The organism is Streptomyces sp. NPDC058239 (assembly GCF_042882185.1).
In the GTDB taxonomy this organism is placed as follows: Bacteria; Actinomycetota; Actinomycetes; order Streptomycetales; family Streptomycetaceae; genus Streptomyces.
The window spans coordinates 284,779-298,258 of sequence record NZ_JBHVWS010000002.1; the positions used below are offsets into that span (position 1 = coordinate 284,779).

Annotated in this window: 11 protein-coding genes; 6 read left to right on the forward strand and 5 right to left on the reverse strand. The window is 69.7% G+C overall.

Annotation, left to right across the window (positions count from 1 at the left end; genetic code table 11):
* Window position 1: 1 nt before the first annotated feature.
* Entirely contained in the window at window positions 2-700 is a 699-nt protein-coding gene (locus ACFVYE_RS03875) for a FadR/GntR family transcriptional regulator (protein ID WP_383962965.1), read from the forward strand.
* Between the two features lie 88 nt (window positions 701-788).
* On the opposite strand, the gene ACFVYE_RS03880 is transcribed toward ACFVYE_RS03875, so the two are convergent.
* The 4 genes from ACFVYE_RS03880 to ACFVYE_RS03895 form a co-directional block, all read right to left on the reverse strand.
* Window positions 789-1,973, reverse strand: a complete 1,185-nt coding sequence (locus ACFVYE_RS03880; RefSeq protein WP_389603917.1) for an FAD-dependent monooxygenase — start codon at window positions 1,971-1,973, stop codon at window positions 789-791.
* Between the two features lie 106 nt (window positions 1,974-2,079).
* Entirely contained in the window at window positions 2,080-3,531 is a 1,452-nt protein-coding gene (locus ACFVYE_RS03885; RefSeq protein ID WP_383963085.1) for an exo-alpha-sialidase, read from the reverse strand.
* A 30-nt stretch (window positions 3,532-3,561) separates the two neighbouring features.
* On the reverse strand, window positions 3,562-4,578 hold the full coding sequence (locus ACFVYE_RS03890; RefSeq protein WP_389603919.1) for an acetylxylan esterase: 1,017 nt from the start codon (window positions 4,576-4,578) through the stop codon (window positions 3,562-3,564).
* A gap of 182 nt (window positions 4,579-4,760) precedes the next feature.
* On the reverse strand, window positions 4,761-5,492 hold the full coding sequence (locus ACFVYE_RS03895) for a FadR/GntR family transcriptional regulator (RefSeq protein ID WP_383962956.1): 732 nt from the start codon (window positions 5,490-5,492) through the stop codon (window positions 4,761-4,763).
* A gap of 172 nt (window positions 5,493-5,664) precedes the next feature.
* On the opposite strand from ACFVYE_RS03895, the gene ACFVYE_RS03900 reads away from it, so the two are divergent.
* The 5 genes from ACFVYE_RS03900 to ACFVYE_RS03920 all read left to right on the forward strand — a co-directional run bounded on the left by ACFVYE_RS03900 (window position 5,665) and on the right by ACFVYE_RS03920 (window position 12,269).
* Window positions 5,665-7,260, forward strand: a complete 1,596-nt coding sequence (locus tag ACFVYE_RS03900) for an ABC transporter substrate-binding protein (protein WP_389603921.1) — start codon at window positions 5,665-5,667, stop codon at window positions 7,258-7,260.
* A 153-nt stretch (window positions 7,261-7,413) separates the two neighbouring features.
* Complete coding sequence (locus ACFVYE_RS03905) at window positions 7,414-8,364, forward strand: ABC transporter permease (protein ID WP_383962950.1); 951 nt, start codon at window positions 7,414-7,416, stop codon at window positions 8,362-8,364.
* Window position 8,365: 1 nt separating this feature from the next.
* Window positions 8,366-10,333, forward strand: coding sequence for a dipeptide/oligopeptide/nickel ABC transporter permease/ATP-binding protein (locus ACFVYE_RS03910; RefSeq protein ID WP_389603923.1), 1,968 nt, complete (start codon window positions 8,366-8,368; stop codon window positions 10,331-10,333).
* On the forward strand, window positions 10,330-11,337 hold the full coding sequence (locus ACFVYE_RS03915; protein ID WP_389603925.1) for an oligopeptide/dipeptide ABC transporter ATP-binding protein: 1,008 nt from the start codon (window positions 10,330-10,332) through the stop codon (window positions 11,335-11,337). The genes ACFVYE_RS03910 and ACFVYE_RS03915 overlap by 4 nt, the downstream gene beginning before the upstream one ends.
* On the forward strand, window positions 11,334-12,269 hold the full coding sequence (locus tag ACFVYE_RS03920; protein WP_383962941.1) for a dihydrodipicolinate synthase family protein: 936 nt from the start codon (window positions 11,334-11,336) through the stop codon (window positions 12,267-12,269). The genes ACFVYE_RS03915 and ACFVYE_RS03920 overlap by 4 nt, the downstream gene beginning before the upstream one ends.
* Before the next feature lie 102 nt (window positions 12,270-12,371).
* Here the strand turns inward: ACFVYE_RS03920 and ACFVYE_RS03925 are convergent, their stop codons facing one another.
* Window positions 12,372-13,253: a chaplin gene (locus ACFVYE_RS03925; RefSeq protein ID WP_389603927.1), complete on the reverse strand. Its 882-nt coding sequence runs from the start codon at window positions 13,251-13,253 to the stop codon at window positions 12,372-12,374.
* Window positions 13,254-13,480 lie beyond the last annotated feature (227 nt).

Consider the following 13,480-nt stretch of genomic DNA (forward strand, 5'->3'; position numbering starts at 1 on the left):
TGTGGCGCGCCCCACCATGGCTCAGGACATAGAGCGTCGGCTCAAGGAACTGATCCTGGAACGCAGACTTGCCCCGGGCGACGCACTGCCCACCGAGACGGAACTGATGGAGCTCTTCGGGGTCGGCCGGGTGTCGGTGCGCGAAGCCCTCAAGGCGCTCCAGGCCGTCAACGTCGTGGAGATCCGCCGCGGCTTCGGCACCTTCGTCGGGTCGCTCTCCCTGTCGCCCTTCGCCGAGGGGCTCGCCTTCCGTGCCGCCGTCCGTCACCGGCAGGGCGAGCCGGGCCTCTTCGAGCTGATGAAGGTGCGAGAGGCGCTGGAGGCGGGTCTGGTCGGCGCCGTCACGGCCGGTATCCCCGACGAGGACCTCGAAGTGCTGCGCGGCCTCGTCGCGAAGATGGAGGCCGAGGCCCGCGACGACGGCCGGGTGGCGCGCGGCACCGACCGGGCGTTCCACCTCGCGCTCTACGCCTCGCTCGACAACCACCTGCTCAGCGAGGTCCTCGATGCGTTCTGGGCGGCCATGGACCGGGTGCGCGAGGACCTCGACGACGGCCATCAGGACCCCGCGGCCACCTGTGCCCAGCATCGCGAGATCGTCGAGGCGATCGAGGCGGCCGACGGCGAACGCGCGGTGCGTGCCATGCGTACCCACTTCGACGGCATCCGTGGCCGCCTCGAACCGGTACCGGCCCCGTAGCCGGGCGCCTCGGGCGTGGCCGGGATGACTGCCGCCGCGGCTTCGGCCGCACCGGCCGCTCGCTGAACCTGCCGGGTGACGGGGCCGGTCACCGACGCTGGACGCTGCCGTACAGATAGCTTCTGACGCCGTTCAGCGCGGCGCGGTTCCATGCGTCGACATCGGCGGGCCCCATCGCCGGCCAGTCGGGCGTGTTCTCGACCAGTGCACGCCCCAGCCTGCGTCCCAGCTCGACCAGGCGGGCCCCCTCGGCAGTGCGCTCGTCCGCGTACCGGCTCAATGCCCCGGCCGCCGAGGAGGATTCACGCAGTGCCCGCTCCAGACACAGCGCGTCCTGGAGCGCCTTGACCGCGCCGCTGGCGGTGTGCGGTCTGGTGACGCTCGCCGCGTCGCCCGCCAGCAGGAACGGCGCTTCGGCCGCCCGGGGCACGACGAAGTCGGCAACCGGATGGAGCGCCTGGGAGGTGTGCTCTCCCCGGGCGACGACATCGGCCCACTCCGCCGGGAAGTGCTCATCGGCGATGTTCCGCACATACGCGGCGGAGACCGGGACTTCCGAAGCCGAAACCGGGGGAGATGCGTAGATGGCGTAGGCCAGCAGACGCGATCCCGGATCCGCACCCGGAATCAGATAGAACACACCGTGCCCGCCCCGGAATCCCAGCGTGATCCAGGCAGTCTTCAGCAGCTCCAGTTGCTTGGGATGGTCGCGGAGCGCGCTCAGCGCAATCGTTCCCCGCCACACCAGATATCCGGCGGGAGCAGGACGTACCTCGGGTGCGATCAGCTCGCGGGTGACGGACCGGTGCCCGTCGGCCCCGACGACGATGTCGTATTCCTGCTCCCCGTCCGCGGTGCGGATCAGGGCGCGGCCGGAGTGCGTACGGCCGACGGAGCCGACGGGCAGCCCGCGGTGATACGCGCCCTCACCGATGTTCGAGCGCAACGCCCGCCACAACAGGCCCCAGTTGCACGGCGTCACCGGGCTCGCCCGCCGCGCCAGCTCACGCGCCGAGCGCCGCCCCGGCGCCCGCGCGAGCCAGATGCGGGTGACAACCGGTGTCGTTGGCATGTCTGCGCTCAGGTACCCGCCCGTGACCAGCTCCTGATGCAGCGGCGGCGGGATGACGATGCCGAACCCCCGGTCCTGCAGCGCGCCGTTGCTGCGCTCGTGGACGGTGACGTCCGCCCCGGCCCGTGCTCCTGCGATCGCCATGGCGCAGCCCGCGATGCTGCCGCCGACCACCCCGATGCGTAAACCCGTCACTGCCACCGTGCTACCACCTGTTCTGACGCTCCGGGAGGTGCTGAACGCCGTCATCGTCGCACCCGTACAAGGGCGGGACGGGGAAGCGCGGCACCTCCCGGATTCCGGGCCGCTACGGAGTCACGGTCACCGTCGCGCGGCCGGACGCCTCCTTGCCGCTCGCCCGGTACGTGGCGGTGAGCCCGAAGCTGCCCGAGGCGCCCGCCGGCACGGTCACCGGAACTTTCACATCGGCGCCCTGGCCCGGGGTGAGAGCCGGGACGGCGACCTGACCCATCGTCCACCCGCCGGGCACCATGAGATCGACGGTCCCCCGATCGCGGCGCACATCCATCCGGTTGACCACCCTGACGGTCACCTCCGCGGTCGTACCCGCCTTCAGGGTCGCGGGCGGGGTGATCGTGATGTCCGCGCAGGTGCCGCCGAGCCACTGGAGGTCGAAGGACGAGTAGGTGATGTGCTGGTAGTCGGCCCGCTCGTAGAGCAGTCCGAGGCGACCGTCGGGCAGCCGGGTCAGCGTCGAGTAGGCCGCGGCGCCCGGGTCGACGACCTTCCTGATCGGCCAGGTCCTTCCGTTGTCGCAGGACATCTTCACCGTGAGATTGCGCCGTGCCGAGGTGTCCTCGGTATTGCTGAACAGCAGCCACGACGACTGCGGATCCGCCGGCGGGGCGTCGGCGTCGTAACGGATCACCGATGCGTTGTTCGCCGGGTCGGTGAGCCGGGTGTCCTGGGTGAACGGGGTGTAGTTGACCCCGCCGTCGGTGGAGTAGGCGACCGTCCGGTACGGCTTCGAACGGTTGTTGAGCATGACTCTGCCATCGGACAGCTCGACGGTCTTGTTCTCGTCGCCGCCTGGACCGACCGGATTGCCCATCTTCCAGGTCTCGCCGTGGTCGTCGCTGTAGGCACTGGCGGCGTAGTTGGCGCCGTTGACGCGGACGGCGTACTGCTGGATCAGCCGGCCCTTGTACGGGCCCCGGCGCAATTGGATGCCCTCCCCGGAGGCCGCGAACATGCCTGCCCAGGCGGGGTTCTTGATCTGCTCGGTGATACGGCTATGGGTCCAGGTCAGACCGTCGTCGTCGGAGTAGCTGTAGTCGGCCTGGATGATGTCCGGGTCGGTCTCGTCATTGCCGGTGCCCGAGCCGAAGAAGCCCTGGTTCACCGACGCCGCGTAGAACAGGAAGATCCGGCCGGTGGTGCGGTCGACGAGCAGGCTCGGGTCGCCGTAGCCCTTGGGGGCTGCGTCCTTGCGGACCACCTGCTGCGGTTGCCATGTCACACCCTTGTCGGTGCTGCGGCGCAGCACGATGGAGATGTTGCTCGGCAGGTCCCCCAGGGTGGGACGGGCGTCGTAGGCCGCGAGCACCGTGCCCTTGACCGAGGTGGTGAGCGCCGGGATGCGGTAGTGGGGCGAGCCCACATTGTCGACGGTCAGGTCCTGGGAGGTCAGTCGACCGGCGGTGGGGGAGGCACCGTGGGCGGTTCCGGTCGCGGTGACCACCAGCATGGCGGCGCTGAGCGGGGCGCTCAGGGCCGGCGCGCCGGCGGCAAGAAGCATGGATCGTCTGCGCACGGAAGGTGCCTCCGGTCAGGAGTGGCCGGCCCGCCCCGGCGGCGGACCGCCCTCGAACAGGGAACGCACCCAGGCCAGTTGCTCCCGCTGCTGATACGCCGCGCCGCCCTCGTGCCCGTTGAACTCGTAGACCCGTACGTCCTTGGGTCCCGCGTAGTGGTTGTAGGCCGTGAAGCAGGTGGAGGGCGGGCAGATCTCGTCCATCATCGCGATCGAGAACAGCGCGGGAGCGGTGGCGCGGGTGGCGAGCAGCGCGGCATCGAAGTACGACAGGGTGGTGAACACCGTCTCGGTGCGGTCACGGTGGAGCTTCAGATAATCGGCGATCTCGGTGTACGGCGGGTGGCCCGAAATCTCCGCGGCCCGCCGGAAGTTGCAGAGGAACGGCACGTCCGGCATCACTCCGGCCAGCCCCGGTACGAGTCCCGACACCGCAAGGGCGATGCCGCCGCCCTGACTGACCCCGGTGACGACGATCCGGTCCGGATCGACTTCGGGGTGGCCGCGCATCGCCTCGACGCAGCGCACCGCGTCGGTGAACGCCCGCCGGTAGTAGTACGTTTCGGGACTCTCGATGCCGCGGGTGACGAAGCCGGGTACGGTGCCGGCCGCACCGGCGTCCGTATCGGCGGTGGAACCGCCCGCGGCCGACCAGCCCTGACCGCGGGTGTCCATGATCAGGTGTGCGTAACCGGCTGACGCCCAGAGCGGATTCTCGTGGGCGAGGCCGCGCCCGCGTCCGTATCCGAGGAACTCGACGACGCAGCCGAGCGGTTCGGCGGCCCCGACCGGAAGGTGCAGCCAGGCGTGGACCGGCCGTCCGGCAAAGCCTGGCAATGTCACATCGTACGTACGGATCCGGGTGAGTCCGGTGTCCACGGGCGCGAAAACCGGCCTCTGTGCCGAGCCCCGGTTGTCGGCGGCGTGAGCTCCGCTCAGCGTGCTCGACCAGAAGGCGTCGAAGTCGGCTGGAACCGGCAGTGCGGGCCGGAGATCGCGGCAGTCCGCGAGCGAGAGGTCCGTCAACGGCATGGAGGTGCCCTCCTGGGTTGAACCGGGGCGATGACCGCCGGGCATCGAGACAGAAGACGTCAGATGTCTTATCGGCACACGGACCCTAGGCACCGCTCGCGGTGGCCGTCAAGGGCCCCGCCGGACCAGGATCTGTCCCGGCGGGGCCCGGCTCCGTCCTCCTGGAAGGGCGGGCGGGAGGGTCAGCTCCGGGCGTTGTCGCGGGCGCGGGCCTCGGAGATCCGACGCCTGACCGGGGCGTAGTGCTCGCTCAGCGACTTGGTGAAACCGGCGATGTCCCCGGCCCGCGCGGCGTCCACGATGTTCTGGTGCGCCGCGATCGTCTCCATCTCGTCGGCGTGCGTGAATCCGTCGAGATGCGGCGCGACGATCGTGTACACGTCCCAGAAGGCCATCGAGAGCTGGCCGATCAGTTCGTTGCCGAGCGGCGCCACCAGTAGCGCGTGGAACGCCCGGTCCGCCTCCACGAAACCGTGCCCGTCCTGGGCGCCGGTCTCGCGCATGGTGGCGATCAGGCCGTCCAGCGCGTCGAGCTGGTCCTCGCTGAGCAGCGAGACGATCCGGTCGGCCATCCCGCGCTCGAAGAGCTCACGTACGTCGACGAGGTCGGCCATTACCTGGAAGTCGTCGTCGGGGGAGAGCAGTCCGCGGAAGGTCAGGCTCTCCACCAGGGCCGACAGGCTCAGCCTGCCCACGTAGGTGCCGTGGCCGTGGCGCACCTCCACGATGTCCAGCGCGTTGAGGATCTTGACCGCCTCGCGGACGCTGGACCGGCTGGCGCCGAGCGCCTCGCACAGGGCGGGCTCGGTGGGCAGCGGGTCCCCGGGGCGGAGCCGCTTTTCGAGGATGTAGCGCTTGATGCCCTCGACGACTTCCTGTCGGAGCAGCTGCCGGCCGGGCCTCGCACCGGACATATGTGAACTCCCCACCTCTTGACCCCTCTCAATTGTCAAGCTACGTTCCCACGCTATCAAGGCATCAGACATCTGACGTCTGATGCTTAGGTTCCTTGATCCTCGCGATCCTGCGTTCCGTCGCCCGTTTCCCCGCCCCGACCGTTCCACTTCCGACGTCCCTGGAGGACCCGTGCCCGAGCTGAGACCAGCCGGTGTCGAGCGCCGCACCTTCCTGCGTTGCACCAGCGCTGTCGGTGCGGCAGCCGCCATCGCGGTGAGCCTGTCCGCCTGCGGCGGCCCTTCCTCGACCGCCGACGGCACGGGGGGCGGGAGCAGCGGCAACGGCCTCATCGAAGCCGGTCTCTCGTACCCCCTGTCGACCGGCTTCGACCCGATGATCACCTCGGGCGCGACTCCGTACGCCGCCAACATGCACATCTTCGAGGGCCTCGTGGATCTCGATCCGGCGACACTCGTGGCCCGCCCCGCGCTGGCCACCGAGATGCCGAACAAGATCAACGCCACCACGTACCGGGCCACGCTCCGCGAGGGCGCCACATTCCACGACGGGTCGCCGGTCACCGCCGACGACGTGGTGTTCAGCTTCGAACGCATCCTGGACCCGAAGAACGCCTCGCTCATGGCGCAGTTCGTGCCCTTCATCGACACAGTGAAGGCCGTCGACGCCGGCACGGTCGAGTTCAAGCTCAAGTACCCCTTCGCGCTCTTTCCGTCCCGTATCGCCGTGGCCCGGATCGTCCCGAAGAAGATCGTCGAGCCGGACCCCAAGGCCTTCGACGCCAAGCCGGTCGGCTCCGGACCGTACAAGTTCGTCGAGGCGACCCGCGAGGACAAGATCGTCTTCGAGGCGTACGACAAGTACAACGGCGCGCACCCGGCCAAGGCCAAGAAGATGATCTGGCGCCTGATGTCCGATCAGTCGGCGCGCGTCAGCGCCATGGAGTCCGGCCGGGTCCAGGCCATCGAGGACGTCCCCTACATCGACGTCAAGCGGCTCGCGGGCGCCTCGAAGACCGAGTCCGTGCAGTCCTTCGGCCTGCTCTTCCTGATGTTCAACATCGCCGACGAGCGGTTCGCTGACAAGCGCGTGCGCCAGGCACTGCACTACGCCCTGGACACCGAGAAGATCATCTCGACCGCGATGGTGGGCAACGCCGCAGCCGCCACCGGGTACGTCCCCGCCACCCACCCCGACTACCGCAAGGCCGCCACGGTCTACACGCACGACGTGGACAGGGCGAAGCAACTGCTTGCCGACGCGGGCGCCGAGAACCTCTCGTTCACCGTCCTCACCACCGATACCGGCTGGGTCAAGGACATCGCCCCGCTGCTGAAGGAGAGCTGGGAGGCGGCCGGCGTCGAGGTCACCCTCGACATCGCCCAGTCCCCGGCCCAGTACGCCAAGATCGACAAGGGCACCTTCGACGTGCTGGTCGCCCCCGGCGACCCGTCCGTCTTCGGCAACGACGCCGACCTCCTGCTGCGCTGGTTCTATTACGGCTTCTGGCCCGAGAACCGCTACGGCTGGGGCGAGTCCGCCGCGTACAAGAAGGTCAGGCAGACCCTGGACAAGGCGGCCCGGGCCGCCGACGAGGCGAAGCGCAAGGAGCTGTGGGGCGAGGTCACCGACCTGGTCGCCGACGAGGCCGCGCTCTACCCGATCCTCCACCGCAAGCTGCCCACTGCCTGGAACGAGAAGGCGCTGCCCGGCTTCAAGCCGCTGCCCACCACGGGCCTTTCCTTCCTGGACGTCAGCCGCGCCTGACCGAAGCGCACAGGCCACCTGTGACATGTCACCGGACCGCCGTGCCGCGAACGGTGCGCCGATGACGTGTCACAGGTGGCCGACAGTCCGGTCCGGCACCCCGCCCCCCCGGTGTCCGGGCCACCAGACCGCCCAACCGCAAGGAACCCGACGATGGTTGCTTTTCTCCGGCTCGCGCTGCGCCGCGTCGCGATGATGCCGGTGATGATCCTCGGCATCGCGCTGCTCGTCTTCGTGGTGCTCCAGTTCTCGCCGGCCGACCCGGCCTTCAACGCGCTCGGGGAGAGCGCCACCCCCGAGGCCCGAGCGGCGTTCGCGGAGGCCAACGGCCTCAACGACCCGCTCCCGGTCAGGTACTTCCAATTCCTCGGCCAGTTGCTCCACTTCGACCTCGGGATGACCGCCCCGCCGAGCCGGCCCGTGGTCGACCGGATCACGGCCGCCTTCCCGCTCACCCTCCAGCTGGCCCTGCTCGGACTGCTCCTCGCGGTCGTCCTGGCCGTCCTGTTCGGTGTGGTCGGTGCGATGTACCGGGACCGCTGGCCCGACCAGCTGTTCCGGATGGTCTCCATGGCCGGTGTCGCCATCCCGTCCTTCTGGCTGGGCGTGCTGCTCATCCAGCAGTTCGCACTGAACACACGGATCTTCCCGACCGGCGGTTACACCAACCCGGCCGACTCCTTCAGCGGCTGGCTCACCACCATGGTGCTGCCCGCGGTCTCGCTCGCGCTCCCGGTCTCCGCCTCCCTCGCCCGTCTCGTACGCACCTCGATGGTCGCCGAACTCGACCGCGACTACGTACGTACGGCTCGTGGCAACGGCCTCCCGCCACTGCTGGTGATCGGCTCGGTGCTGCGCAACGCGCTCGTCACACCGCTGACCGTGCTCGGCATCAAGGTCGGCTACATGCTCAGCGGCGCGGTCGTCATCGAAGCGATCTTCGACCTGCCCGGCATGGGCAAGCTCATCCTCGAAGGTGTCACCGGCGGCGATGTCGCCCTGGTCCAGGGCACCGTACTGACCATCGCCATCGCGTTCCTGGTGGTCAACGTCATCGTCGACCTGCTCCACCTGCTGGTCAACCCGCGCATCAGGACGGTGTGACATGTTCTCCACCGGCCGTCTGGCCAACAGACTGTCCCGACCGGGCATCGCGTTCCGCGCCCTCCCGGTCACTTCCCGCATCGCCCTCGGCGTACTGATCGTCGTCGTACTCGGCGCCGTCCTCGCCCCGCTGTTCACCCAGGACCCGCTGACCACCGGCACCCCGGTCCAGGCTCCCGGCGGCACCCACTGGTTCGGCACCGACCGGGCCGGCCGCGACGTCTTCGCCCGGGTCGTGCACGGCTCGCGCTACTCGCTGATCATCGGCCTCGGCGCGACCGGCGTGGCACTGGTCGCCGGTGCGCTGCTCGGCTCGGTCGCCGCCACCTCGCGCAAACTCGGCGACGAGTCCGTGATGCGCACCCTCGACGTAGTGATGTCGTTCCCGCCGATCGCGCTGGCCGCCGTGCTCGTCGCGGTCTTCGGCACCAGCATCCCGGTGATCATCTTCACCATCGCGTTCGTCTACACCCCGTCGCTGGCCCGCGTGGTCCGCGCCAATGTGCTGGCCCAGTACGGCGAGGACTACGTCGCCGCCGAGAAGGTCATCGGTGCCCGTCGCGGCTACATCGTGCTCCGCCACGTCGCCGTCAACTGCATGGCCCCGGTCATGGTGTTCGCCACCGTCATGGTCGCCGAGGCGATCATCTTCGAGGCCGGTCTCTCCTTCATCGGCGCCGGAGTGCAGGACCCCGACCCCAGCTGGGGCAGCGTCCTCGCCTACGGCCGGCAGATCCTCCTCGCAGGCGGCTGGTGGGCCACGTTCTTCCCCGGCCTCGCGCTGCTGATCACCGTCCTCGCGCTCAACATCCTGTCCGAGGGACTCACCGACGCCTCGGCGGCGTCCAAGAGCGCCAGAGCCGGTGCCGGCCCCACCACGGCCACCGCACCCGACCCGGTCGAGGCAGCCTCCACCGCCGACATCGACGCCGCCCTCACCGAACTCGCCGACCGCATCAACGCCACCGAGCCGTCCATCACTCCGGTACGGGAGGACGCCGCCGAACTGCTCGTCGTACGGGACCTGGCGATCCGCTTCCCCGACCGTTACGGACAGATCCCCGTCGTCGACTCGCTGAACTTCACCGTCCACGAGGGCGAAACCCTCGGCCTGGTCGGCGAGTCCGGCTGCGGCAAGTCCATCACCAGCCTCGCCGTCATGGGCCTGCTCGCCCGCAATGCAGAGGTCGGCGGCGAGATCCTGTACCGCGGCCGGGACCTGCTGAGGCTCCCGTCGAAGGAACGTCGCGCCCTGATGGGGCCGGAGATCGCGATGGTCTACCAGGACGCGCTCTCCTCCCTCAACCCGTCCGTACTGGTCGGCACGCAGTTGAAGCAACTCACCTCGCGCGGCGGTACGAAGACCCCGGCCGAACTCCTCGAACTCGTCGGCCTCGCACCCGAACGCACCCTGCGCAGCTACCCCCACGAGCTCTCCGGCGGCCAGCGCCAGCGCGTTCTGATCGCCATGGCCCTGTCCCGCGACCCCCGCCTGCTCATCGCCGACGAACCGACCACCGCCCTCGACGTCACCGTCCAGGCCCAGGTCGTCGAACTCCTCGTCGGGCTGCGCGACGAACTCGGCTTCGCGATGGTTCTCGTCTCGCACGACCTCGCGCTCGTCGGCGACCTCGCGCACCGCGTCGCCGTGATGTACGCGGGCCACCTCGCCGAGATCGGCGACACCCGTTCCGTACTCACCGACCCCATCCACCACTACAGCCGCGGCTTGCTCGGCTCGGTCGTCTCCCTGGAGGCCGGCGCCGACCGGCTGCACCAGATCCGCGGCATCGTCCCCGCGCCGCAGGGCTTCGGCACGGGCTGCCGGTTCGCCTCGCGCTGCACGGCCGCCACCGAGCTGTGCCGCACCACCGCACCCGAACTCACCGCGCGCGGCACCATGAACGACCACGGCTTCGCCTGCCACCACCCGGCGAAGGCCGTACAGCTGGAAGGGAGCGCCCTGTGATCAGGATCGACGGCGTCCATGTACGCCACAAGGCACGCAGCGGCGGACTCTTCCGCCGCGACGCCGTGCACGCCCTCACCGATGCCACCCTGAAGGTCGAGCGCGGCGAGATCGTCGGTCTGGTCGGCGAGTCCGGCTGCGGCAAGTCCACCCTCGCCCGGGTGCTGACCGGCCTGCAGAAGCCCACCGAGGGTGAGGTCCGCTTCCACGGCCGCGATCTCTGGGAGATGTCCGCCGCGCAGCGCCGCGACGACTTCGGCTCCGCCGTCGGCGTCGTATTCCAGGACCCCTCCACCGCCCTCAACCCCCGGCTCACCGTCCGCCAGATCCTCCGCGACCCCCTCGATGTGCACAGGCGGGGCACCCGGGCAGAGCGCGAGGCACGCGTCGAGGAACTCCTCGACCTGGTCGGCCTGCCCGGCCACACCCTCGCCGCACTCCCCGGACAGCTCTCCGGCGGCCAGCGCCAGCGCGTCGCCATCGCCCGCGCCCTGGCCCTGGAACCGGAACTGATCGTTGCCGACGAACCGACCTCCGCCCTCGACGTCTCCGTCCGGGCCCAGGTCCTCAACCTCCTGGTCGACCTGCGTGAACGTCTGGGCCTCGGCATGGTGTTCATCTCGCACGACATCCAGACCGTGCGCTACCTCGCCGACCGTCTCGCCGTGCTCTACCTGGGCCGGATCGTCGAGGAAGGGCGTGCGGCCGATGTGGCGGGCGCCCCCGTGCACCCCTACACCGAGGCATTGCTCTCCGCGACCCCCAGCCTGCTGGAGTCCACCGAACGCATCGTGCTCACCGGACCGGTGCCCTCGGCGACCAACCCGCCCTCCGGCTGCCCGTTCCGCACCCGCTGCTGGAAGGCGGACGAGGTCTGCGCCACGGTCTTTCCGGCGGAGACCTTCGGCCAGGGCGAGCACCGCTGGCACTGCGTCCACCCCCAGAGCCCCGCGTCCCCCGCCGGGGACCCAGCCCCCGTACCGTCCGCAAGGAGCACCGCATGACCGCCCGGAATCCCCGCTACTGCGGAGTGATCCCGCCCGTCGTCACCCCGCTCACCGCGGACGGTGAGATCGACCGGCCTTCCCTGGAGCGGGTTGTGGGGTATCTGCTCGACGGCGGTGTCGGCGGTCTGTTCGCACTCGGCAGCTCGGGTGAGACGGCCTATCTGACACCCGGCCAACAGGACGAGGTCGTCGAGGTCATCACGGGTGCCTCGGCCGGCCAGGTGCCGGTCCTCGTCGGAGCGATCGAGACCACCACCAACCGGGCGATCGAGCGGGCCCGCGCCGCCGCGGGCCTCGGCGCCGACGCCGTCGTCGTCACCGCCCCGTTCTACACGCGCACGCACGACACCGAGATCGACCGTCACTTCCGCGATGTCTCCGCCGCCCTCGACCTGCCGGTCCTCGCGTACGACGTGCCGGTCTGCGTGCACAGCAAGCTCGAACCGGAACTGCTGCTGCCGCTCGCCGCGGACGGTGTGCTGGCCGGAGTGAAGGACTCCAGCGGCGACGACGGTTCGTTCCGACGCCTGGTCATCGGGGCCCGTGAACTGCCGGAGTTCTCTGTCCTCACCGGGCACGAACTGGTCGTCGACGCGATGATGCTCGTCGGTGCGGACGGCTCCGTCCCCGGGCTCGGCAATGTGGATCCGCACGGGTACGTACGTCTCCACGAGGCCGCGGTACGCGGCGACTGGGCTACCGCCGGCTGCGAACAGGACCGTCTCGTCGCGCTCTTCGACATCGTTCGTGCGGCCCGTCCCGGCACGGTGTCCGCCACCGCCGCGGGCCTCGGCGCGTTCAAGACGGCCCTCATGGTGCGCGGGCTCATCGCCACCAATGCGATGAGCCCGCCGATGCGTCGTCTGGACGCGGCTGAGACTGCCGTGATCGCGGCCTGCCTGGACCGCGCTGGGCTCTCCCGAGCCTGAGCCGGGGCCCACCGGTCGAGTTCCGTACGCACAACAGGTCCGGTCGGACAGCATCGGCTGTCCGACCGGACCTGTTCGTCTCCCGGCCGACTGATTCGTGGATCAGCTCTGCGAGCGGCGGACCCGGCGCATCAGTACCGCGCCACCGAGCAGCAGCGCGGCGCTCGCGCCCGCAGCCATTCCGAGATCAGCGGCACCGGTGTGGGCCAGCTGCGAGCCGCTGCTCGACGGCGCCCCATCGGCCACGCTGTTGGTCAGGGGCTCACCGACGACGGACGTGGCCACCGGGGGTGCGACTACGGGGGGTTCGACTACTGGGGGCGTGACCACCGGGGGTTCGACCACCGGGGGTGTGACCACTGGGGGTGTGACCACGGGGGGTTCGACCACGGGAGGTTCGACGACCGGCGGTTCGACGACGGGGGGTTCGACCACGGGAGGTTCGACGACCGGCGGTTCGACGACGGGGGGTTCGACCACCGGCGGTTCGACGACCGGCGGTTCGACGACCGGCGGTTCGACCACGGGAGGTTCGACCACCGGCGGCTCGTCGTCCGGCCCGCTCGCGTTCGAGCACTCGTTGCCGAACGCCGGGTTCAGGGCACCGACGATGTCGGCACTGTTGCCGCAGGCGTTGACCGGGACGTCCACGGGGGCCTGGATGAGGTTTCCGGACAACACACCGGGAGAGTCGGTCGCGACGCCCTCGGCGCTCGCACCCCCGCCGCCGTTCCCGGCCCCGCCCTCGTTCTCGCACTCATTGCCGAACGCGGGATTCAGCAGACCGACCACATTGACCGTGTTGCCGCACACATTGACGGGAACGTGCACCGGCACCTGCACGGCGTTGCCCGAGCCGACGCCCGGCGAACCGATGGCGGCGCCATCGGCCGACGCGTCCGCGAACGCGTACCCGCCTGCCGCGGTCAGAATGCCTGACGCCGCCGCCATGATCAGCACGCTCTTACTCAAGGCTTTTCGCATTGGTTGCCCTTTCTTAGGACATTCCGTGCGAGCAGAAGGCTCGCGGTTTATTCATCAGGCGATGCAGATTGCGCCGGGGACGCCACCCCGGGGGGTCTTCCCACGTGAGTCGGCAAGCGGCGATTGCGCAAAGGCGGAGAGACCACGAAGAAGCGTTCTTCATGTGATAAGTCCTAGTTTCTGCTCGGTGAACGCCCAAGCTGCACGCTTGATAGAAGTCATAACGA

Coding starts and splice junctions, on each gene's coding strand:
- ACFVYE_RS03925 (WP_389603927.1), bottom strand. CDS start 13,253: ATGCGAAAAGCCTTGAGTAAGAGCGTGCTGATCATGGCGGCGGCGTCA.
- ACFVYE_RS03905 (WP_383962950.1), top strand. CDS start 7,414: ATGGTTGCTTTTCTCCGGCTCGCGCTGCGCCGCGTCGCGATGATGCCG.
- ACFVYE_RS03920 (WP_383962941.1), top strand. CDS start 11,334: ATGACCGCCCGGAATCCCCGCTACTGCGGAGTGATCCCGCCCGTCGTC.
- ACFVYE_RS03890 (WP_389603919.1), bottom strand. CDS start 4,578: ATGCCGTTGACGGACCTCTCGCTCGCGGACTGCCGCGATCTCCGGCCC.
- ACFVYE_RS03910 (WP_389603923.1), top strand. CDS start 8,366: ATGTTCTCCACCGGCCGTCTGGCCAACAGACTGTCCCGACCGGGCATC.
- ACFVYE_RS03885 (WP_383963085.1), bottom strand. CDS start 3,531: ATGCTTCTTGCCGCCGGCGCGCCGGCCCTGAGCGCCCCGCTCAGCGCC.
- ACFVYE_RS03895 (WP_383962956.1), bottom strand. CDS start 5,492: ATGTCCGGTGCGAGGCCCGGCCGGCAGCTGCTCCGACAGGAAGTCGTC.